A 20,747-nucleotide genomic window follows, 5' to 3' on the forward strand; every position below is an offset into this window, starting at 1 on the left:
CATGGCTGACACACTGCTCGACATCCCGCCCGTGCTGATCGTCGGCGCAGGCCCGACCGGCCTTGCCGCCGCGATGAGTCTCGCGCGTGCCCGCGTGCCGGTACGCATCATCGACCGGCTCACCACGCCCGCGCCGTATTCGCGTGCGATCGGCATCCAGGCGCGCACGCTCGAAATGCTGGAGCAGCATCGCGCGGTCGAACCGTTTCTCGTGCTGGGGCATCGCGCGCACGCGGCCGCGCTGCATGCGGGCGGCCGGGTGATCGCGCGGCTCGATTTCGATCCGCTGCAAACGCGCTATCCGTACCTGCTGTTTCTCGACCAGAGCATCACCGAGCAACTGCTCGCCGAACACCTGGCCGGCCTCGGCGTGACGGTCGAACGCGGCGTCACGCTCACGGCGTGCGACGCGGGCGGGACATCGCTCGACGTGACGATCCGCGGCGCCGACGGGCGTGAACAATCGTTCGCGCCGTCGTACCTGATCGCCGCCGACGGCGCGCACAGCACGGTGCGTCATCTGCTTGGCCTCGGCTTCGCCGGGCAAGCGTTCGAGCAGACCTTCCTGCTCGCCGATTTCTCGGCGATACCCGACTGGCCGGAAGAAGAGATCCACCTGTTCACGACGCCCGACGGCATCGCGGGGCTGTTCCCGATGGGCGGCGGCCGCTACCGGCTCGTCGCCGACCGGCCGCCGGGCGATGCATCTCCTGACGCACCGCCACCGTCGCTCGCGCAATGCGAGGCGATCGTGCGCGCCCGTGTCGGCGCGTCGATCGCGCCGAGCGACCTCGCGTGGTCGTCGTATTTCCGGCTGCACAGCCGGATGGTCGACCGGCTGCGTCACGGGCGCGTGTTCTTCGCGGGCGACGCCGCGCACGTTCATAGCCCGGCGGGCGCGCAGGGCATGAACACGGGCATGCAGGAAGCGTTCAATCTCGGGTGGAAGCTCGCGCGCGTGCTTGGCGGCGGCACGCCGGAGCGGCTGCTCGACACGTATCACGCGGAGCGCCATCCGATCGAGCGTGACGTATTGCGGCAGACGGGCCTCGTCACGCAGATCGTCGAAGCCGATCACGGCGCGATGAAGCTGCTGCGCGATCACGTCGTGCCGCTGCTGGCGACGTTCGGGCCGGTGCGCGACGCGGTGCGGCGCACCGTCAGCGAGCTTGGCGTGCAATACCGGAAAAGCCCGCTCACGCTCGAGCGCGTGCTCGACGGCGGGCCGCGCGCCGGCGAGCGTGCACCGGACGCGCTCGTGCATGTGGTCGACGGGCCGCTCGGGCGGGCACCCGGCACCGCGCGGCTATACGACCTGCACGACCCGGCGAGCTTCACGCTGCTGCTGCTCGAGGAGCCGGCAGGCGCCGAAGCGGGCGATGCGAACGACGTGCCGCCGATGCCCGCGGATGCGCGGGCGCTCGCGCAGGGGCTGGAACGGATCATGCCGGGCGCGGTGCGGACCTGGCGCGTCGCCGATGCCGAAAGCGACGGCGAGGACGGGCTGGCGCAGGCATACGGCCGTTCGCGGCCGTCGTTCTACCTGCTGCGGCCCGATGGTTACATCGCGGCGCGCGGCCGTACGGCCACCGACGCGAACGCGCTGCTGCGCCACTGCGAAAGCTGGTTCGCGGGCATGTCGCTGCCCGCGTAGCGGGGCGCTCAGGCGGAGACTGCGGCCGGGACGAGCGACGCGCGGTGCGCGGCGATCGCGGCGAGCACGATCGGCGCCGCGCGTTGTGCGGCTTCGCTCGACGGGTCGTCGAGCGCGGTGAGCAACGCACGACGCATCCGCGGTTCCCAGAAGCGCCGGATGTGCTCGGCGATTCCGGTCAGCGCTTCTTCTCGATCGGGCATCGATTCGAAGAAAGCGCCGATCTGGTTGGCCATGTCGATCAGGTGTCCGTTGTCCATCGCGTCCTCACTTGCCCGTCGTCACGGCGGCCGGCGCGGCTGCGCGACGCTCGAGCAGGTCGAGCTGCTCCGAGTTGAAGCGCGCGTATGCACGCTGCCAGTCGGACGGCTGCGCGACCGGCATCACCTGCACGGCCGTGACCTTGTATTCCGGGCAGTTCGTCGCCCAGTCGGAGCTGTCCGTCGTGATCACGTTCGCGCCCGATTCGGGAAAGTGGAACGTCGTGTACACGACGCCCGGCTGCATGCGATCGGACACGAGCGCGCGCAACACCGTCTGGCCCGCCCGCGATTCGATGCCGACCCAGTCGCCGGTCCGGATCCCGCGATCCTCGGCGTCGTGCGGGTGGATCTCGAGGCGGTCCTCTTCGTGCCACTGGACGTTCTCGGTCCGGCGCGTCTGCGCACCGACGTTGTATTGCGACAGGATGCGGCCCGTGGTCAGGATCAGCGGATAGCGCTGCGTGACCTTTTCCGGCGTCGGAATGTACTGCGTGATCACAAAGCGGCCCTTGCCGCGCACGAACGCGTCGATGTGCATCGTCGGCGTGCCGTCCGGTGCCTGTTCGTTGCACGGCCACTGGATACTGCCGAGCGCGTCGAGCTTCGCGTACGACACGCCCGAGAAGGTCGGCGTGAGCCGTGCGATCTCGTCCATGATTTCCGACGGATGCGTGTAATGCATGTCATAGCCGAGCGCCTGCGACAGCAGCAGCGTCACTTCCCAGTCCGCGTAGCCCGCGAGCGGCGGCATCACCTTGCGCACGCGCGAGATGCGGCGTTCCGCGTTCGTGAACGTGCCGTCCTTCTCGAGGAACGTCGAGCCCGGCAGCAGCACGTGCGCGTATTTCGCGGTTTCGTTCAGGAAGATGTCCTGCACGACGACGCATTCCATCGACGACAGCGCGGCGGCGACGTGCTGCGTGTTCGGGTCCGACTGGACGATGTCCTCGCCCTGGCAGTAGAGCCCCTTGAAGCTGCCGTCGAGCGCCGCGTCGAACATGTTCGGGATGCGCAGCCCCGGTTCCGGTTGCAGCGTGGCCGACCATGCCTGTTCGAACAGCGCGCGCACGCTGTCGTCGCCGATGTGGCGGTAGCCTGGCAGTTCATGCGGGAACGAGCCCATGTCGCACGAGCCCTGCACGTTGTTCTGGCCGCGCAGCGGATTGACGCCGACGCCTTCGCGGCCGATGTTGCCGGTCGCCATCGCGAGGTTGGCGATGCCCATCACCGTCGTCGAGCCTTGCGCGTGTTCGGTCACGCCGAGGCCGTAGTAGATCGCGGCGTTGCCGCCGGTCGCATAGAGCCGCGCGGCTTCGCGCACCACTTCGGCCGGCACGCCCGTCGCATCGGCGGTCGCTTCGGGCGAGTTCTCGGCACGCGACACGAAGTCGCGCCATTGCTCGAATGCGCGCGCTTCGCAGCGCTCGGCGACGAACGCGTCGGCGACGAGCCCTTCGGTGACGATCACGTGCGCGAGCGCATTGACGATCGCGACGTTGGTGCCGGGGCGCAGCTGCAGGTGGTGCGCGGCCTTCACGTGCGGGCCGTCGACCACGTCGATGCGGCGCGGATCGATCACGATCAGCTTCGCGCCTTCGCGGATGCGCCGCTTCAGGCGCGAGCCGAACACCGGGTGGCCGTCGGTCGGGTTCGCACCCATCACGACGATCACGTCGGCGTGGTCGACCGACGCGAAGGTCTGCGTGCCGGCCGATTCGCCGAGCGTCGCCTTCAGGCCATAGCCGGTCGGCGAATGGCACACGCGCGCACAGGTGTCGACGTTGTTGTTGCCGAATGCGGCGCGCACGAGCTTCTGCACGAGGTAGGTTTCCTCGTTCGTGCAGCGCGACGACGTGATGCCGCCGATCGAATCGCGGCCGTACTTCTGCTGCAGCTTGCGGAATTGCGTCGCCGCGTAGGTGAGCGCCTCGTCCCAGCTGACTTCGCGCCACGGGTCGGTGATCTTCTCGCGGATCATCGGCTTCGTGATGCGGTCCTTGTGGGTCGCGTAGCCCCACGCGAAGCGCCCCTTCACGCACGCGTGGCCTTCGTTCGCGAGACCGTTCTTGTGCGGCGTCATGCGCACGACCTGCGTGCCCTTCATCTCGGCCTTGAACGAGCAGCCGACGCCGCAGTACGCGCAGGTCGTGACGACCGAGTGCTCGGCCTGCCCGAGCCGGACGACGGATTTTTCCTGCAGCGTGGCGGTCGGGCAGGCGGCGACGCACGCGCCGCACGATACGCATTCCGACGCCATGAACGATTCACTTTCGCCGGCGGCGACGCGCGATTCGAAGCCGCGCGCGGCGATCGTCAGCGCGAACGTGCCTTGGGTTTCCTCGCACGCGCGCACGCAGCGGTTGCAGACGATGCACTTCGACGGATCGTACGTGAAGTACGGATTCGATTCGTCCTTCTGCTCGCGCAGGTGATTCGCGCCGTCGAAGCCGTAGCGCACTTCGCGCAAGCCGACGACGCCCGCCATGTCCTGCAGCTCGCAGTCGCCGTTGGCGGGGCAGGTGAGGCAGTCGAGCGGGTGATCGGAGATGTACAGCTCCATCACGTTGCGGCGCAGCGACTGCAGCCGGTCCGACTGCGTGCGCACCTTCATCCCGGCTTCGGCGGGCGTCGTGCACGATGCCGGATAGCCGCGCCGGCCTTCGATTTCGACGAGGCACAGACGGCACGAGCCGAACGGTTCGAGCGAATCGGTCGCGCAGAGCTTGGGCACGTTGACGCCGGCTTCGATCGCGGCGCGCATCACCGACGTGCCGGCCGGCACCGTCACCGGCTGGCCGTCGATTTCGAGCGTGACGTCGGTGTCGGCATGCCGTTGCGGCGTGCCGTAGTCGGTGTCGTCGAACGGATCGAAGGCGCGCGCCTGGGCGGCGCTCTTGCACGCGCATTGGCCTGAGCCGCAGCCGCCTTGGCGGACGTTGTTCGTGTCGAGGGACATGCAGGGCTCCTTCTGGGTCAGGCCGCAGCCTTGACCGGACCCGACGCGGCTTGCTTGCCGGCGGCGAGCCCGAAATCTTCGGGGAAATGATCGAGCGCGGACAGCACCGGGTACGGTGTCATCCCGCCCATCGCGCACAGCGAGCCGGCGAGCATCGTGTCGCACAGGTCGCGCAGCAGCGTGACCTGTCGCTCCGACGTGTCGCCTTCGCGAATGCGTGCGATCGTCTCGACGCCGCGCGTCGATCCGATCCGGCATGGCGTGCATTTGCCGCACGATTCGATCGCGCAGAACTTCATCGCGTATTCGGCGAGCTCCGCGAGATTCGACGTGTCGTCGTGCAGCACGATGCCGCCGTGGCCGACGACCGCGCCGATGGCCGTATAGGCCTCGTAGTCGAGCGGCACGTCCCACTGGTGTTCGGGCAGATAGGTGCCGAGCGGGCCGCCGACCTGGGCGGCGCGCGCGGGCCGGCCGCTCGCCGTGCCGCCGCCGTAGTCGAACAGCAGCTCGCGCAGCGTGACGCCGAACGCGAGCTCGACGAGTCCGCCGTGGCGGATGTTGCCCGCGAGCTGGAACGGCAGCGTGCCGCGCGAGCGGCCCATCCCGTAGTCGCGATAGAACGCGGCGCCGCGCGCGAAGATCACCGGCGCGGTCGCGAGCGTGATCACGTTGTTGATCACGGTCGGCTGGCCGAACAGGCCGGAGAGCGCCGGCAGCGGCGGCTTCGCGCGCACGACGCCGCGCTTGCCTTCGAGCGATTCGAGCAGCGCCGTTTCCTCGCCGCACACGTACGAACCGGCGCCCTTCGCGACGTGCAGGTCGAACGCATGCGCGGAGCCGAGCACGCGTTCGCCGAGCCAGCCGGCTTCACGGGCGCGCACGATCGCGGTTTCGAGTGCCGCGATCGCGTGCGGATATTCGCTGCGCACGTAGATGTAGCCGAGCGTCGCGCCCGTCGCGATACCCGCGATGATCATCCCTTCAATCAGACAGTACGGATCGCTTTCCATGATCAGGCGATCGGAGAACGTGCCCGAATCGCCTTCGTCCGCGTTGCAGACGATGTACTTCTGCGTCGCGCTGGCCTGCCGGACCGTGCGCCACTTGATGCCGGCCGGGAAGGCCGCGCCGCCGCGGCCGCGCAGCCCCGATTCGATCAGCGTCTCGCACGCGGCGTCGCCGTCGAGCGCGAGTGCGTTCTTCAGGCCGGCGAGGCCGTCGTGCTTCAGGTAGTCGTCGATCGACAGCGGATCGGTCAGGCCGATGCGCGCGAACGTGAGGCGCTGCTGGCGCGCGAGATAGGGCAGGGCATCGACTAGGCCGACGCCGCTCGGATGCGCGCCGCCGTCGAGCCAGTTCGCGTCGAACAGCGCCGGCACGTCGGCGGCCGACAGGTTCGCGTAGCCGACGCGTCCGGCGGCCGTGCCGACCTCGACGAGCGGCTCGAGCCACAGCAAGCCGCGCGAACCGTTGCGGACCAGTTCGATCGCGACGCCGCGCCGCTCGGCCTCCGCGACGATCGCGGCGGCAAGCGCGTCGGCGCCGAGCGCCAGTGCGGACGAATCGCGCGGAACGTAGATGCGGGTCGTCATGCGGCCTCCGGGGTGTGGGCGGCCGCGTCGGCGAGCAGCGCGTCGAACTTCTCGGGCGTGACCTTCGCGTGCAGCACCCCATTGACCGTCATCGACGGTGATTGTGCGCACAGCCCGAGGCAGTAGACCGATTCGAGCGCGACGTCGCCCGGCGCGTGCGCAGCGGCGCCATCGCCGTGCGCGGCGTCGAACCGGCAACCCGTGCGCGCTTCCGCGTGCGCGGCCAGCGTTTCGCAGCCCATGCTGCGGCACGCCTCGGCGCGGCACATCTGGATCGTCACGCGTGCGGGCGGCGCGGTGCGGAAGTGGTGATAGTAGGTGAGCACGCCGTGCACTTCCGCGCGCGACAGGTTCAGTGCCTTCGCGAGCGGCGCAACGCAGCCGGCCGGCACGTAGCCGGCGTCGCCCTGGATCGCGTGCAGGATCGCGACGAGCGAGCGGCCGGCGCGCGCATGGCGCTCGACGAGCACGTCGGGCGCAGGGGAATTCGGGGACATCGGTTATGCTCCTCCAAAGTCTCATATGCGCTGGGAATGCATATAGTGCGCAGCAGGACTTCGTACTGATTGATTTTCCCCAACGATAAGCGGAAGATTTCGCAGTCGCAATAGGAAATCGGAGTGCATAATTGATTCGAATTGAATGCGACGCGTATCTGACCGTACGCGACACGGAGGGCCGCACCGCGAGCCTGTCGGACGTCGCGCCTTTGCTCGAGCTCGTGGCCGAGACGGGCAGCATCGCGCAGGCCGCGCAGGCGAAAGGGCTGTCGTATCGGCACGCGTGGGGCCTGCTGCGCGCGCTGGAGTCGTGCGTTGGCGGCGAGCTGATCGAAACCGCGCGCGGCAAGGGATCGACGCTGTCGGAGCTGGGGCGGGCGGTCGTCGACGCGCAGCGCCTCGCGCGCAGCCGTCTCGACGGGAACCTGCGCACGCTGGCGGCCGAGGTGGCGAGCGACCTGAACCGGCGGCTCGCGCAACGCGATGGCGCCGTGCGCATCCATGCATCGCACGGCTACGCGGTCGCAGCGCTCGTTTCCGCGCTCGTCGATGCGCAGGCTGCCGTCGACATCAAGTATCGCGAGAGTGTCGAGGCCGTGCAGGCGCTCGCGCGCGGCGAATGCGAGCTGGCCGGGTTCCATCTGCCGCGCGGCGCGTTTCGCGAGCAGTGCGCGCAGATCTACCGGCCGTGGCTCGACGACACGCGTCACGTGCTGATTCATCTGACCCGTCGCCAGCAGGGGCTGTTCGTGCCGCGCGGCAACCCGAAGCAGATCCGCGGGCTCGCCGATCTCGCGCGCAACGACATCCGCTTCGTGAACCGGCAGCCGGGGTCGGGCACGCGCATGCTGCTCGATCTCGCGTTGCGCGCGATCGGCATCGATCCGGAGCGTATCGACGGCTATGCGTCGGCCGAACTCACGCATTCGGCGATCGCCGCGTTCGTCGCGAGCGGGATGGCCGATCTGGGCTTCGGCGTCGAGCCGGCCGCCCATCATTTCGGGCTCGATTTCATCCCGGTCGTCGACGAGGACTATTACTTCGCGTGCGAACGCGCGCGGCTCGATTCGCATCCGCTCGCCGGCGTGCTGGCCTTGCTGCGCGATGCGCGCTTCGTCGAGCGCGTCGCGCATCTCGACGGCTACGATCCGGCCGCATGCGGGACGCTGACCGGCATCGCGGCGGGGCTCGCCGGCACGGCCGAAGCCGGTGGGCCGGACGGCAACGCACGGTAACGGCAAGCGTGCGAAGCGCGCTGCAACAGCGGGGGATTTGCGCTACGCTTGCCGCTTGATCAACGTTCCAACAAGCACGCCGTTCAGGCGTCATCCCGCCATGAAATTTTCCGTTCCCCTTGCCGCGGCAGCGTTGACCGCGGGGCTTCTAGTCGCTGTTTCGCCGTTTGCGTTCGCGCAGAATTCTCCCGGCGTGCCCGGCGGGATCCTGAGCGAGCAGTTCCGCCTGGCCGAGCATCCGCAGATGCCGTTCGCGGCGTCAGCGCCGTCGCAGAAATACCAGAACGGCAAGAAGTCGGCGTTGCGCCGCAAGGGCGATCTGGGTGACCCGAACGGCTGTAACCTGAAGTGCCCGCTCGACACCCAGTAAGGCCGCGCCGGCGCGCGGCATCGCAGCCGCCGCGAACGCGTTGCCGATAACCGCACGAGATCGGGCGGTTGTCCCCGGGCCCCGCGGAGCTTGCTGCTTCGCGGGGCCCTGTTTTTTGCGGCACGTACGTTGTGTTCGAGCCTGAGCCTCCGGCGCCGGAGCGGCCGAATGTCGAATTCAGAAATCTAGGGTTAACCCTGAATCCAGGAAGGATGTCTTCCTGAAACCTGCCTTATTCTTAAGCACGCGCCTACATAAACTTCGATCTGTCAGCGATGAACGGGTGTTCACCGCGAAATCAGACAAATCTGGAGGTAGGTCATCATGAAGTCGCTCGTTCAAGCCGTTGTCGTTGCTGCCGCTCTCGTCGCCCCGGTCGTGTCGTTCGCGCAGCCCGGCTCGGCGCTCACCCGCGCACAGGTTCGCGCCGAACTGGTTCAGCTCCAGCAGGCCGGTTACAACACCGCCCGCGGCGAAGATCCGCACTATCCGGAAGCCATCCAGGCAGCCACGGCGCGCGTCGCCGAGCAGCAACGCAGCGCGCTTGCCCAGGCGCAAGGCGCCGATGCCAGCGGCTATGGCGCACAAGCGCAGGGCGCATCGGCATCGGGCTCGCGTGCGATCGGCGTGCGCCCGGCCAGTGCCGAAGAAATGAAGTCGCTGTATCGCGGCAGCTAAGCGTCGCGTCGCCCGGTGATGCCGCGCGGCCGGCGGAACGACACGTCGCCGCCTCGTCGCGGTGCCCGGCGGTACCGAGCATCCGTTACCTCCTGCCGTCGGCATACCGGTGGCATTCCGCCTGGCCCGTCCGGGCTGGGCGCTTTTTCGGTAAGGCGCGCGACGTACGGTTTCGCCGGCAACAAAAAACCCCGCAGACTTGCGTCGTGCGGGGTTTGTGCGTCAAGCGCGGAATTTGGTGGAGGCGGCGGGAATCGAACCCGCGTCCAGAAGCGCTCCACGACTAGTTCTACATGTTTAGTTCAGTCATTTGATTTAACCGCAGCGACGCGGACGAACACGCTGCACTACGGCGATTCGCTAGATTTTCGACCCTGGCGTCGCGACGCCGACAGGGCTTAACTGACGTAAATGACCTCTGGCGGTATTGCTACCGGTCTTGCGACACTAGCCCGTCAGTGAACTAGGCAGAGGACGGCGGCCGTTAGGCTGCCAGTGCGAACGTATCGTCGTTTGCAGTTACGATTTTCCCATTGATTAACGAGGTGACGGGTCCTCGACATGCCCTAGCCGCTTCACAACCCCTGTCGAAACCAGGTCGCCCCCGCGGATCAGATCGATCATTATAGCCCAACATCGCGCAGCAGTTCGCGTAGTTCCTGCGTCGAGCCGACGAGATGCTGCGCCTGCCAGTCGGCCGGCGCAGCGCCGTCGCCGCAATAACCATAGGCGGCCGCGACCGTCGCCATGCCTGCCGCGCTGCCGGCCTGGATGTCGCGAAGATCGTCGCCGACGTAGACGATGCGTTCCGGCGCGAGCGTCATTTGTTCGGCCGCATGCAGCAGCGGGGCCGGATGCGGTTTCGAGTGCGGCGTTGTGTCGCCCCCGACGATGCAGGCCGCGCGCGGCGCCAGCCCGAGCAGGTCGGCGAGCGGTGCGGTGAGGCGCATCACCTTGTTCGTGACGATGCCCCAGCGCACGCCGCGTGAATCGAGTTCGTCGAGCACGTCGCCGATGCCGGGGAACAGCGTCGTGTGCACGCAGATGTCCGTCGCGTAATTGGCCAGGAACTCGTCGCGCATCGCGTCGTAGCCGGGCGATTGGGGGGCGATGCCGAACGCGCCGCCGAGCAGGCCGCGCGCACCGGCCGATGCCAGCGGGCGCAGTACATCGAGCGGTGTTTCGGGCAGGCCGCGCACGCGCTGCATCTTGTTGACCGCAGCGGCGAGATCGGGCGCCGTGTCGGCGAGCGTGCCATCGAGGTCGAACAGCACCGCAGCGCAGTGCAGCAGGCGCGGCTCGTCGAGCGCGGCCCGCCCGGTCGAAAGGGGAGTCGTCATGCCGGTTGGAAGGTCACGCGCCGCGGCGGCACGCGACGAGGTAGTTGATGTCGGTGTCGTTCGACAGCGCGAAGCGCTTGCCGATCGGGTGATAGGTAATGCCCTTGATCTCCACGATGTGCAGATCGGTGCCGCGCACGAAGCTCGCCAGTTCCGACGGCCGGATGAAGCGCGCGTAGTCGTGGGTGCCCTTAGGCAGCATTCGTGCGATGTATTCCGCGCCGATCACCGCAAACAGGTACGACTTCAGGTTGCGGTTCAGTGTCGAGAAGAACACCCAGCCGCCCGGTTTGACGAGCGTGGCGCACGCAGAGACGATGCCGGCCGGCGACGGCACGTGCTCGAGCATCTCCATGCACGTGACGACGTCGTAGGTGCCCGGCTCGCGTTCGGCGAGCGCTTCGGCGGCGATCGCCTCGTAGTCGACCGTGACACCGCTTTCCAGGCTGTGCAGATCCGCGACGCCGAGCGCCTCGGTCGACAGGTCGATGCCTTTGACCTGCGCGCCGAGCCCGGCCATCGATTCGGACAGGATGCCGCCGCCGCAACCGATATCGAGCGCGCGCTTGCCGGCCAGGTGCGCATGCGCATCGATCCAGCCGAGCCGGACCGGGTTCAGCTCGTGCAAGGGCTTGAATTCGGCATTCGGATCCCACCACCGATGGGCGAGGTCGCTGAATTTCTGGAGTTCGTGCGGATCGGCGTTGGTCATGTCGGCAAACGGGCTACGGGAGGAGGGCGGTGCAACGGTGCGTCAGCCCCGAGTATATAAGATGCGGGCGAGCGGCGAAGCGACGAGCGCGTGGACGGGCGGCAACGAAAAAGCCCCGCCGGAGCGGGGCTTTGAAGCAGTCGAAAACCGTGGCTTACTGCGCCGGAACGGTCGTCTTCTGGACTTCTTGCGTACCGACCACTTCCACTTCCACGCGGCGATCCGGTGCGAGGCAGGCGATCAGTTGCTTGCGGTTCTTCTGGTTGCAGCCCGTCGTGACCGGGTTGCGCTTGCCCTTGCCTTCCGTGTAGATCTTGTTGGCCGGGACACCCTTGCTGACCAGGTACGACTTGACTGCTTGCGCACGGCGCAGCGACAGACGGTCGTTGTACTTGTCCGAACCGATGCGGTCCGTGTAGCCCGTTGCGACGACCACTTCCGTGTTCATGCCCTGGATCTTCGAAGCCAGTTCGTCCAGCTTTTGCTTGCCCAGCGGCTTGAGCGTTGCCTTGTCGAAGTCGAACAGTGCGTCGGCCTGGTACGTGATCTTCTGGCTCGAGATGGCCGGAGCGACCGGAGCGACCGGCGGCTGCGGTGCCTGGGCGACCAGTGCGCCATCGCACTTTGCGTTGGCGGTGGCCGGCGTCCAGAACGCGTCACGCCAGCAGAGCTCGTTCGTGCCGTTCATCCACACCCATTCGCCCGTGCCGTTCACCCAGTTGTCGTTGACGGCTTGACGCGACGCCGGCACCGACTGTGCCGAAGCGGATGCAGCCATAACTGCGGTAGCTGCAATGAACGCGAGCTTTGAAAGTTTATTCATATTTCTCCTCTCGAAATTGAGATTACCGCAGGTTTACTGCGAGCCTGTTGACGGTGACAAGTCATACATTGCTCGAAGTATAACATTGGTGCGGCACAAAAAACGTGGCACCGCTCTGTGTAGACTTCGAGCAGCGTCTAACTTTCAGTGCGTTGGCATTTTGCCATATCGTTCCCTTCCTACGAAAAAAAATCCTCCCCACCCCAAGATCGCCTCAACGTTTGTGGTGCATGCGCAACACCGACCTGCCGTAACTTTTAGGGATTGTCAAGAGCGTGTCGGCGAAATTGCGCGAAAGGCTGCATATGTTTACTCGCGTGCGCGCCATTGATTCATGCCGCCGCGCAGGGCAGTGAAGGGGCGCGATTAAGACGGGGACGGGGTGGCCCGCCCGTGACGACGTTTCTTGCTGTTTACATATAGAGGGGGTGGCGAACTGGCGGCCGATGGGTGCATGTTAGAATCTCGCGTTGCGTTGCGCATGCAGCGCCCACGCGAAAGGCGGTCGCCGTCTTCGCTCCGAAACGATACGGATACATGGATCAATTCGCCAAAGAGACCCTGCCCACCTCCCTCGAGGAGGAAATGCGCCGTTCGTATCTCGATTACGCGATGAGCGTGATCGTCGGACGTGCCCTTCCGGATGTCCGCGATGGCCTGAAGCCCGTGCACCGGCGCGTACTGTTCGCGATGCACGAACTGAACAACGACTGGAACCGCGCGTACAAGAAATCGGCGCGTATCGTCGGTGACGTGATCGGTAAGTATCACCCGCACGGCGATACCGCGGTGTACGACACGATCGTCCGGATGGCGCAGGACTTCTCGCTGCGCTACATGCTGATCGACGGGCAGGGCAACTTCGGCTCGATCGACGGCGACAATGCCGCGGCGATGCGTTACACCGAAATTCGCATGGCGAAGATCGGTCACGAACTGCTCGCCGACATCGACAAGGAAACGGTCGACTTCGAGCCGAACTACGACGGCAACGAGATGCAGCCGGCGGTCCTGCCGTCGCGCATTCCGAACCTGCTGATCAACGGTTCGTCGGGCATCGCGGTCGGCATGGCGACCAACATCCCGCCGCACAACCTGAACGAAGTCGTCGACGCTTGTCAGCACCTGCTGAACAATTCCGAAGCGACGATCGACGAGCTCATCGAGATCATCCCGGCCCCGGACTTCCCGACGGCCGGCATCATCTACGGCGTCGCCGGCGTACGCGACGGCTATCGCACCGGCCGCGGCCGCGTCGTGATGCGCGCCACCACGCACTTCGAGGAGATCGACCGCGGCCAGCGAATGGCGATCATCGTCGACGAGCTGCCGTACCAGGTGAACAAGCGCTCGCTGCTCGAGCGCATCGCCGAGCTCGTCAACGAGAAGAAGCTCGAGGGCATCTCCGACATCCGCGACGAGTCCGACAAGAGCGGCATGCGCGTCGTGATCGAGCTCAAGCGCGGCGAAGTGCCGGAAGTCGTGCTGAACAACCTGTACAAGGCGACGCAGCTGCAGGACACGTTCGGCATGAACATGGTCGCGCTGGTCGACGGCCAGCCGAAGCTGCTGAACCTGAAGGAAATCCTGCAGTGCTTCCTGTCGCACCGGCGCGAAGTGCTGACGCGCCGCACGATCTACGAACTGCGCAAGGCCCGCGAGCGCGGCCACGTGCTCGAAGGTCTCGCGGTCGCGCTCGCGAACATCGACGAGTTCATCGCGATCATCAAGGCCGCGCCGACGCCGCCGATCGCGAAGCAGGAGCTGATGGCGAAGCCGTGGGATTCGTCGCTCGTGCGCGAGATGCTCACGCGTGCCGAGACCGAGAACGCGTCGGCGGGCGGCCGCTCCGCGTATCGTCCGGAAGGCCTGAACCCCGCGTTCGGGATGCAGACCGACGGGCTGTACCGTCTGTCCGACACGCAGGCGCAGGAAATCCTGCAGATGCGTCTGCAACGCCTGACCGGTCTCGAGCAGGACAAGATCATCGGCGAGTACCGCGAAGTAATGGCGCAGATCGCCGACCTGCTGGACATCCTCGCGCGCCCTGAGCGGATCACGACGATGATCGGCGACGAGCTGACGTCGGTGAAGGCCGAATTCGGCGACGCCCGCCGCTCGCGCATCGAGCTGAACGCGACCGAGCTGAATACGGAAGACCTGATCACGCCGCAGGACATGGTCGTCACGATGTCGCACGCGGGCTACGTGAAGTCGCAGCCGCTGTCCGAGTATCGCGCGCAGAAGCGCGGCGGTCGCGGCAAGCAGGCGACGCAGATGAAGGAAGACGACTGGATCGAGACGCTGTTCATCGCGAACACGCACGATTACATCCTGTGCTTCTCGAACCGCGGCCGCGTGTACTGGGTCAAGGTCTATGAAGTGCCGCAGGGCTCGCGCAACTCGCGCGGCCGCCCGATCGTCAACATGTTCCCGCTGCAGGACGGCGAGAAGATCAACGTCGTGCTGCCGGTCAAGGAATTCTCGGCCGACAAGTTCGTGTTCATGGCGACGTCGCTCGGCACCGTGAAGAAGACGCCGCTCGAGGCATTCAGCCGCCCGATGAAGAAGGGCATCATCGCGGTCGGCCTCGACGAGGGCGACTACCTGATCGGCGCGTCGATCACCGACGGCGCGCACGACGTGATGCTGTTCTCCGACTCGGGCAAGGCCGTGCGCTTCGACGAGAACGACGTGCGCCCGATGGGGCGCGAGGCGCGCGGCGTGCGCGGCATGCAGCTCGAAGACGGCCAGCAGGTCATCGCGCTGCTGGTCGCCGGCAGCGAGGAGCAGACCGTGCTCACCGCGACCGAGAACGGCTACGGCAAGCGCACGCCGATCGCCGAGTACACGCGTCACGGCCGCGGCACGAAGGGGATGATCGCGATCCAGACGTCCGAGCGCAACGGCAAGGTCGTGGCCGCGACGCTCGTCGACGCCGAGGATCAGATCATGCTGATCACGACCGCCGGCGTGTTGATTCGTACCCGCGTTTCCGAGATACGCGAGATGGGGCGCGCTACGCAAGGTGTTACACTCATCAGTCTCGATGAGGGTACCAAGCTCTCCGGCCTGCAGCAGGTCGCGGAAGCCGAAGAGGGCGAAGGCGAGGCCGACGAGGCGTCGGACGGCGAAGCCTGAATAACGGATGAGACTCGAGCCGCCGCGGGCGCCACGCGCCGCGGTCGGCGAGCAACCATTCATATTTCCAAAAGGGAGTGATGATGCAAAAGCAATTCAAGCAACTGGTTCTGCTGGCTGCACTGGTGCCGACGTTCGCGATGGCGCAAGCGCTGTCGAATTCCGCACCGGCTGCGACCGCGGCAGCTGCGCCGATCGACGCCGACAAGAAGGCTGCGATCAAGGATCTGCTCGACGCGATCGACGCGCCGAAGCTCGTCTCGGCTATCGGCAACAGCGCCGAAATGCAGGCAAAGCAGCTCGTGCCGGCGATCCTGTCGGACGCGCTGTCGGAAAACAAGTCGCTGAACGACAAGCAGAAGCAGGCGGCCGTGCCGTCGCTGCAGAAGAACGCGGTGCCGAAGTTGGTTGACGGCGCAGGCAAGGTGTTCGGCACGCAGCAGTTCCAGAGCGATGCGATGTCGGCTCAGTACGACGCTTACGCGAAGTACTACAGCACGTCGGAGATCAAGGATCTGACGACGTTCTACAAGAGCCCGACGGGCCGCAAGTTCATCCAGGTTCAGGATCAGGTCGGTCGCGACGTGGTCAACGGCCTGATGCAGAAGTACATGCCGCAAGCGATCCAGGCGACGCGCGCGCAGGCTGACAAGGAAGTCGCGGCAGTCAAGCCGGGCAAGTAAGCCGTCCGGGCACGCCGCCCGGCCATTCGGCCGGGTTTGGCGGGAGCCTGATGACAGTGCGATAATGGCCGTTTGCGCGCGAGCGCAAGCGGCCATTCCTTTTCTGGCGCGGTTCTTTCTGCCGGCGGCAAGCCGGTCGCGTCCCTCCCGAGGTTTTCACGATGCGCGTCTTTAATTTCTCCGCCGGTCCTGCGGCGCTGCCCGAGGAAGTGCTGCGGCAGGCCGCCGACGAAATGCTCGACTGGCACGGCAGCGGCATGAGCGTGATGGAGATGAGCCATCGCGGCAAGGAATTCATGTCGATCCACGAGGCGGCGCTGGCTGACCTGCGCGAGCTGCTCGATGTGCCGGCCAGCCACCGGATCCTGTTCCTGCAGGGTGGCGGCATTGCCGAGAACGCGATCGTGCCGATGAACCTGCTCGGTTCGCGCAAGACCGCCGACTTCGTCGTGACGGGCTCGTGGTCGCAGAAGTCGTTCAACGAGGCGAAGAAATACGGCACGCCGCATCTGGCCGCATCGGGCAAGACGGCGGACGGTTTCACCCGCGCGCCCACCCGCGCCGAGTGGCAACTGTCGGACGATCCGGCGTACGTGCATCTGTGCACGAACGAGACGATCGACGGCGTCGAGACGTTCGAAATCCCCGATCTCGGCGACGTCCCCCTCGTCGCGGACGTGTCGTCGCACATCCTGTCGCGCCCGATGGACATCGCGAAGTACGGCGTACTGTTCGGCGGCGCGCAGAAGAACATCGGGATGGCCGGCGTGACGGTCGTGATCGTTCGCGAGGATCTGCTCGATCGCGCGCTGTCGATCTGCCCGTCCGCATTCGAATGGAAGACCGTCGCCGCGAACAACTCGCTGTACAACACGCCGCCCACCTATGCGATCTACATCGCGGGCCTCGTGTTCCAGTGGCTGAAGCGGCAGGGCGGCCTCGAGGCGATCGAGGCCCGCAATATCGAGAAGGCGAAGCTGCTCTACGACACGATCGATGCGAGCGGCTTCTACCTGAACAAGGTCGAGCCGGCGGTGCGTTCGCGCATGAACGTACCCTTTTTCCTGGCCGACGAAACGCGCAATGAAGACTTCCTTGCCGGCGCAAAGGCGCGCGGGCTGCTGCAGCTGAAGGGCCACAAGTCCGTCGGCGGCATGCGGGCGTCGATCTACAACGCGGTGCCGCTCGAGGGCGTGAAGGCGCTCGTCGAGTTCATGAAGGACTTCGAACAGCGCGGCGCCTGAGCGCGACGCTGTTCAAACAGCACGGCAACTACGCATGGACGACGAACTGAATTCCCGCCTGAAACCGCTGCGTGACCGCATCGACGCGATCGACGCGCAGCTGATCGCGCTCCTCAATCAGCGCGCCGCGGTGGCGCTCGAGGTAGGCGAGGTCAAGAAGCATTTCAACGCGCCTGTGTTTCGGCCGGAGCGCGAGCTGCAGGTGATCGCGCGCCTGCAGGACATGAGCGCGGGGCCGCTCGCGGGCGAGCACATCAGCGCCATCTGGCGCGAGATCATGGCCGCGAGCCGCGCGCTCGAGCAGACGATCCACGTCGCATTCCTCGGGCCGGTCGGCACGTACAGCGAACAGGCGATGTTCGAGTATTTCGGCCAGTCGATCGAAGGGCTGCCGTGTCCGTCGATCGACGAGGTGTTCCGCTCGGTCGAGGCAGGTGCGGCTGCATTCGGCATCGCGCCCGTCGAGAATTCGACCGAAGGCGCGGTGTCGCGCACCCTCGATCTGCTGCTGCAAACCCAATTGCTGATCAGCGGCGAGCTCGCGCTGCCGATCCATCACAACCTGCTCACGCAGAGCGGCACGCTCGACGGCGTCACGCGCGTCTGCGCGCATGCGCAGGCGCTCGCGCAATGCCAGCAGTGGCTTGCCGCGAACGCGCCGCAGCTCGAGCGGCAAGCGGTGTCGAGCAACGCGGAGGCCGCGCGTCTCGCGGCGGCCGACCCGAGCGTCGCGGCCATCGCGGGCGATCGCGCGGCCGCGCACTACGGGCTGCAGATCGCGTTCTCGCTGATCCAGGACGATCCGCACAATCGCACGCGCTTCGTGATCATCGGCAAGGAGCCGGCCGGGCAGAGCGGTCACGACCAGACGTCGCTGATCGTGTCGGTGAAGAACGAGCCGGGCGCGGTGTTCAAGCTGCTCGAACCGCTCGCGCGGCACGGCGTGTCGATGACGCGCTTCGAGTCGCGTCCGGCGCGCGTCGGCACGTGGGAGTATTACTTCTACATCGACATCGAAGGGCACCGGGATGAAGCGGCGGTGGCTGCCGCGCTCGCGGAGCTCGGCCAGAAGGCCGCGTTCCTGAAGATACTCGGTTCGTATCCGCGCGCGCGCTGACGCGCGGCGGCCCGTCACCCGCACCGCGCGGGCGGCGGGTGCAGCGGGCAGGGCAGGCCGGGTGGCACTGCCGAAGGCGGGCTCGGGCGGTATCCGGTGCAGGGCGCGCCGGGTGCGGGCCCGTTGCCCGGGATCTGGACTTCCGTGCGCGGGGCGTCGTTCCGCGCGCGTCACTTGGCTCTTGTCGTGTCAGGCTTTGCATTCAACAAACTGGTCATTTTCGGCGTCGGCCTGATCGGCGGATCGCTGGCGCGCGCACTGCGCGAGCGCGCGCCGGGCGGCGCGGGTGAAGTCGTCGGCGTCGGCCGGTCGCGTGCGTCGGTCGAACGCGCGCTGGCACTGGGCGTGATCGATCGCGCGGCGGCGCTCGACGACGATGCGCAACTGCGCGACGCACTGGCCGGCGCCGATCTCGTGCTGCTGGCCGCCCCCGTCGCGCAAACGGGCCCGTTGCTCGCGCGCATCGCGCCGTGGCTCGACGCCGCGACGATCGTCACCGACGCGGGCAGCACGAAGTCCGATGTCGTCGCGGCCGCGCGCGCAGCGCTCGGTGCGCGGATCGCGCAGTTCGTGCCGGGGCATCCGATCGCCGGGCGCGAGTCGAGCGGCGTCGAAGCTGCGCTGCCCGATCTGTACGTCGGCCGCAACGTCGTGCTGTGCCCGCTGCCGGAGAACGCGCCCGCCTCGGTCGCTCGGATCGACGCGATGTGGCGGACGACCGGCGCCGACGTGCGCACGATGAGTACCGAGCAGCACGATCGCGTGTTCGCGTCGATCAGTCATCTGCCGCACGTGCTGTCGTTCGCGCTCGTCGAGCAGATTCTCGGCGAGGCGGATGCCGAACTGAAATTCTCGTATGCGGCGGGCGGCTTTCGCGACTTCACGCGGATCGCGGCGTCGAGCCCGGAAATGTGGCGCGACGTGTGCGTCGCGAATCGCGCGGCGCTGCTCGACGAGCTCGACGGCTACACGCGCGTGCTCGCACGGCTGCGTGCTGCGATCGACGCCGGCGACGGCGCGGCGCTCGAAGCCGTGTTCACGCGCTCGCGCGCCGCACGCAAGGCGTGGCAGGAGCGCGGCGCGCAGCCCGCTGCCGAACCGGTCAAGAAATAACAGGACGATTCCCATGGACTATCTCGATCTCGGCCCGTATTCCAGCGCTTCGGGCACCGTGCGCCTGCCCGGCTCGAAGAGCATCTCGAACCGCGTGCTGCTGCTCGCGGCGCTTGCCGAAGGCGACACGACGATCACCAACCTGCTGGATTCCGACGACACGCGCGTGATGCTCGATGCGCTCGGCAAGCTCGGCGTGAAGCTCGCGCGCGACGGCGACACCTGTGTCGTCACCGGCACCCGCGGCGCGTTCACCGCGAAGACGGCCGACCTGTTTCTCGGCAATGCGGGCACGGCGGTGCGACCGTTGACGGCGGCGCTCGCGATCAACGGCGGCGACTATCGCGTGCACGGCGTGCCGCGCATGCACGAGCGGCCGATCGGCGACCTCGTCGACGGCCTGCGCCAGATCGGCGCGCAGATCGACTACGAGCAGAACGAAGGCTTTCCGCCGCTGCGGATCAAGCCCGGGACGATCTCGGTCGACGCGCCGATCCGCGTGCGCGGCGATGTATCGAGCCAGTTCCTCACCGCGCTGCTGATGACGCTGCCGCTCGTGAAGGCGAAGGATGGCAGGACCGTCGTCGAAATCGATGGCGAGCTGATCTCGAAGCCGTACATCGATATCACGATCCGGCTGATGGAGCGTTTCGGCGTGACCGTCGAGCGCGACGGCTGGCAGCGCTTCGTCGTGCCGGCCGGCGTCCGCTACCGGTCGCCGGGACGCATCATGGTCGAGGGCGATGCGTCGTCGGCCTCGTACTTCCTCGCGGCCGGCGCGCTCGGCGGCGGTCCGCTGCGCGTCGAGGGCGTGGGGCGCGCAAGCATCCAGGGCGACGTCGGCTTCGCCAATGCGCTGATGCAGATGGGGGCGAACGTGTCGATGGGCGACGACTGGATCGAGGTGCGCGGCATCGGCCACGACCACGGCAAGCTCGACCCGATCGACATGGACTTCAACCTCATTCCCGACGCGGCGATGACCATCGCGGTCGCGGCGCTGTTCGCGAGCGGCACGAGCACGCTGCGCAATATCGCGAGCTGGCGCGTGAAGGAAACCGACCGCATCGCGGCGATGGCGACCGAGCTGCGCAAGGTCGGCGCGATCGTCGAGGAAGGTGCCGACTATCTGGTCGTCACGCCGCCGCAACGGCTCACGCCGAATGCCGCGATCGACACGTACGACGATCACCGCATGGCGATGTGCTTCTCGCTCGTCAGCCTGGGCGGCGTGCCCGTGCGGATCAACGATCCGAAGTGCGTCGGCAAGACGTTCCCCGACTATTTCGACCGCTTCGCCGCGCTCGCCAAAGCCTGACCGAC

General features: G+C 66.9%; 17 protein-coding genes and 1 other RNA gene. 10 read left to right on the plus strand and 8 right to left on the minus strand.

Annotated elements, in window-relative coordinates:
* Nucleotide 1 precedes the first annotated feature (1 nt).
* Nucleotides 2-1,654 (plus strand): FAD-dependent monooxygenase, encoded by a 1,653-nt coding sequence (locus FFI87_RS04875; RefSeq protein ID WP_138848096.1) that lies wholly within the window; start codon nt 2-4, stop codon nt 1,652-1,654.
* An 8-nt stretch (nt 1,655-1,662) separates the two neighbouring features.
* Here the strand turns inward: FFI87_RS04875 and FFI87_RS04880 are convergent, their stop codons facing one another.
* Genes FFI87_RS04880 through FFI87_RS04895 form a run of 4 tightly spaced genes read right to left on the minus strand, consistent with a single transcriptional unit; the run spans nt 1,663 to nt 6,965 of the window.
* Complete coding sequence (locus FFI87_RS04880) at nt 1,663-1,914, minus strand: formate dehydrogenase subunit delta (RefSeq protein WP_138848095.1); 252 nt, start codon at nt 1,912-1,914, stop codon at nt 1,663-1,665.
* Between the two features lie 7 nt (nt 1,915-1,921).
* Nucleotides 1,922-4,873, minus strand: a complete 2,952-nt coding sequence (gene fdhF, locus FFI87_RS04885) for a formate dehydrogenase subunit alpha (protein ID WP_138848094.1) — start codon at nt 4,871-4,873, stop codon at nt 1,922-1,924.
* A 17-nt stretch (nt 4,874-4,890) separates the two neighbouring features.
* Nucleotides 4,891-6,468, minus strand: a complete 1,578-nt coding sequence (locus FFI87_RS04890) for a formate dehydrogenase beta subunit (protein ID WP_138848093.1) — start codon at nt 6,466-6,468, stop codon at nt 4,891-4,893.
* Nucleotides 6,465-6,965 (minus strand): NAD(P)H-dependent oxidoreductase subunit E, encoded by a 501-nt coding sequence (locus FFI87_RS04895; protein WP_138848092.1) that lies wholly within the window; start codon nt 6,963-6,965, stop codon nt 6,465-6,467. The genes FFI87_RS04890 and FFI87_RS04895 overlap by 4 nt, the downstream gene beginning before the upstream one ends.
* Nucleotides 6,966-7,096: 131 nt before the next feature.
* Here FFI87_RS04895 and FFI87_RS04900 point away from each other — a divergent pair, with 131 nt between their 5' ends.
* From FFI87_RS04900 to FFI87_RS04910, 3 genes are all read left to right on the plus strand, one after another.
* The gene (locus FFI87_RS04900; RefSeq protein ID WP_138848091.1) at nt 7,097-8,203 is read left to right on the plus strand and encodes a substrate-binding domain-containing protein; all 1,107 of its coding nucleotides are present in this window, start codon (nt 7,097-7,099) and stop codon (nt 8,201-8,203) included.
* A gap of 100 nt (nt 8,204-8,303) precedes the next feature.
* Nucleotides 8,304-8,573 (plus strand): hypothetical protein, encoded by a 270-nt coding sequence (locus tag FFI87_RS04905; RefSeq protein ID WP_012363336.1) that lies wholly within the window; start codon nt 8,304-8,306, stop codon nt 8,571-8,573.
* A gap of 324 nt (nt 8,574-8,897) precedes the next feature.
* Nucleotides 8,898-9,251 carry a DUF4148 domain-containing protein gene (locus FFI87_RS04910; RefSeq protein ID WP_011656259.1) on the plus strand — a complete coding sequence of 118 codons (354 nt, stop codon included), beginning with the start codon at nt 8,898-8,900 and terminating at the stop codon, nt 9,249-9,251.
* Between the two features lie 236 nt (nt 9,252-9,487).
* Here FFI87_RS04910 and ssrA read toward each other — a convergent pair.
* The 4 genes from ssrA to ompA all read right to left on the minus strand — a co-directional run bounded on the left by ssrA (nt 9,488) and on the right by ompA (nt 12,126).
* Nucleotides 9,488-9,857: a transfer-messenger RNA gene (ssrA, locus tag FFI87_RS04915) on the minus strand.
* A 17-nt stretch (nt 9,858-9,874) separates the two neighbouring features.
* Nucleotides 9,875-10,591: a phosphoglycolate phosphatase gene (gene gph / locus FFI87_RS04920; protein ID WP_012363341.1), complete on the minus strand. Its 717-nt coding sequence runs from the start codon at nt 10,589-10,591 to the stop codon at nt 9,875-9,877.
* A gap of 13 nt (nt 10,592-10,604) precedes the next feature.
* The gene (ubiG, locus tag FFI87_RS04925) at nt 10,605-11,303 is read right to left on the minus strand and encodes a bifunctional 2-polyprenyl-6-hydroxyphenol methylase/3-demethylubiquinol 3-O-methyltransferase UbiG (protein ID WP_011656273.1); all 699 of its coding nucleotides are present in this window, start codon (nt 11,301-11,303) and stop codon (nt 10,605-10,607) included.
* A 154-nt stretch (nt 11,304-11,457) separates the two neighbouring features.
* A complete protein-coding gene (gene ompA / locus FFI87_RS04930) occupies nt 11,458-12,126 on the minus strand; it encodes an outer membrane protein OmpA (RefSeq protein WP_006750761.1) in 669 nt (222 codons plus the stop codon).
* A 537-nt stretch (nt 12,127-12,663) separates the two neighbouring features.
* On the opposite strand from ompA, the gene gyrA reads away from it, so the two are divergent.
* The 6 genes from gyrA to aroA all read left to right on the plus strand — a co-directional run bounded on the left by gyrA (nt 12,664) and on the right by aroA (nt 20,742).
* The gene (gene gyrA / locus FFI87_RS04935) at nt 12,664-15,267 is read left to right on the plus strand and encodes a DNA gyrase subunit A (protein WP_012363342.1); all 2,604 of its coding nucleotides are present in this window, start codon (nt 12,664-12,666) and stop codon (nt 15,265-15,267) included.
* 83 nt (nt 15,268-15,350) lie between these two features.
* A complete protein-coding gene (locus FFI87_RS04940) occupies nt 15,351-15,950 on the plus strand; it encodes a DUF2059 domain-containing protein (protein WP_006750759.1) in 600 nt (199 codons plus the stop codon).
* A gap of 161 nt (nt 15,951-16,111) precedes the next feature.
* The gene (gene serC, locus FFI87_RS04945) at nt 16,112-17,194 is read left to right on the plus strand and encodes a 3-phosphoserine/phosphohydroxythreonine transaminase (protein ID WP_138848090.1); all 1,083 of its coding nucleotides are present in this window, start codon (nt 16,112-16,114) and stop codon (nt 17,192-17,194) included.
* A 34-nt stretch (nt 17,195-17,228) separates the two neighbouring features.
* Nucleotides 17,229-18,311, plus strand: a complete 1,083-nt coding sequence (pheA, locus tag FFI87_RS04950) for a prephenate dehydratase (RefSeq protein WP_011656277.1) — start codon at nt 17,229-17,231, stop codon at nt 18,309-18,311.
* Nucleotides 18,312-18,497: 186 nt separating this feature from the next.
* Nucleotides 18,498-19,424 carry a prephenate dehydrogenase/arogenate dehydrogenase family protein gene (locus FFI87_RS04955; protein ID WP_138848089.1) on the plus strand — a complete coding sequence of 309 codons (927 nt, stop codon included), beginning with the start codon at nt 18,498-18,500 and terminating at the stop codon, nt 19,422-19,424.
* Nucleotides 19,425-19,437: 13 nt separating this feature from the next.
* A complete protein-coding gene (aroA, locus tag FFI87_RS04960; protein WP_105833411.1) occupies nt 19,438-20,742 on the plus strand; it encodes a 3-phosphoshikimate 1-carboxyvinyltransferase in 1,305 nt (434 codons plus the stop codon).
* The last annotated feature ends 5 nt before the right edge of the window (nt 20,743-20,747 follow it).

Origin of the sequence: Burkholderia sp. KBS0801 (assembly GCF_005937855.2) — a bacterium.
Lineage (GTDB): Bacteria > Pseudomonadota > Gammaproteobacteria > Burkholderiales > Burkholderiaceae > Burkholderia > Burkholderia ambifaria.

Coding starts and splice junctions, on each gene's coding strand:
- FFI87_RS04880 (WP_138848095.1), bottom strand. CDS start 1,914: ATGGACAACGGACACCTGATCGACATGGCCAACCAGATCGGCGCTTTC.
- FFI87_RS04875 (WP_138848096.1), top strand. CDS start 2: ATGGCTGACACACTGCTCGACATCCCGCCCGTGCTGATCGTCGGCGCA.
- aroA (WP_105833411.1), top strand. CDS start 19,438: ATGGACTATCTCGATCTCGGCCCGTATTCCAGCGCTTCGGGCACCGTG.
- FFI87_RS04890 (WP_138848093.1), bottom strand. CDS start 6,468: ATGACGACCCGCATCTACGTTCCGCGCGATTCGTCCGCACTGGCGCTC.
- gph (WP_012363341.1), bottom strand. CDS start 10,591: ATGACGACTCCCCTTTCGACCGGGCGGGCCGCGCTCGACGAGCCGCGC.
- FFI87_RS04910 (WP_011656259.1), top strand. CDS start 8,898: ATGAAGTCGCTCGTTCAAGCCGTTGTCGTTGCTGCCGCTCTCGTCGCC.
- FFI87_RS04895 (WP_138848092.1), bottom strand. CDS start 6,965: ATGTCCCCGAATTCCCCTGCGCCCGACGTGCTCGTCGAGCGCCATGCG.
- FFI87_RS04940 (WP_006750759.1), top strand. CDS start 15,351: ATGCAAAAGCAATTCAAGCAACTGGTTCTGCTGGCTGCACTGGTGCCG.
- fdhF (WP_138848094.1), bottom strand. CDS start 4,873: ATGTCCCTCGACACGAACAACGTCCGCCAAGGCGGCTGCGGCTCAGGC.
- ubiG (WP_011656273.1), bottom strand. CDS start 11,303: ATGACCAACGCCGATCCGCACGAACTCCAGAAATTCAGCGACCTCGCC.
- FFI87_RS04905 (WP_012363336.1), top strand. CDS start 8,304: ATGAAATTTTCCGTTCCCCTTGCCGCGGCAGCGTTGACCGCGGGGCTT.
- ompA (WP_006750761.1), bottom strand. CDS start 12,126: ATGAATAAACTTTCAAAGCTCGCGTTCATTGCAGCTACCGCAGTTATG.
- gyrA (WP_012363342.1), top strand. CDS start 12,664: ATGGATCAATTCGCCAAAGAGACCCTGCCCACCTCCCTCGAGGAGGAA.
- serC (WP_138848090.1), top strand. CDS start 16,112: ATGCGCGTCTTTAATTTCTCCGCCGGTCCTGCGGCGCTGCCCGAGGAA.
- pheA (WP_011656277.1), top strand. CDS start 17,229: ATGGACGACGAACTGAATTCCCGCCTGAAACCGCTGCGTGACCGCATC.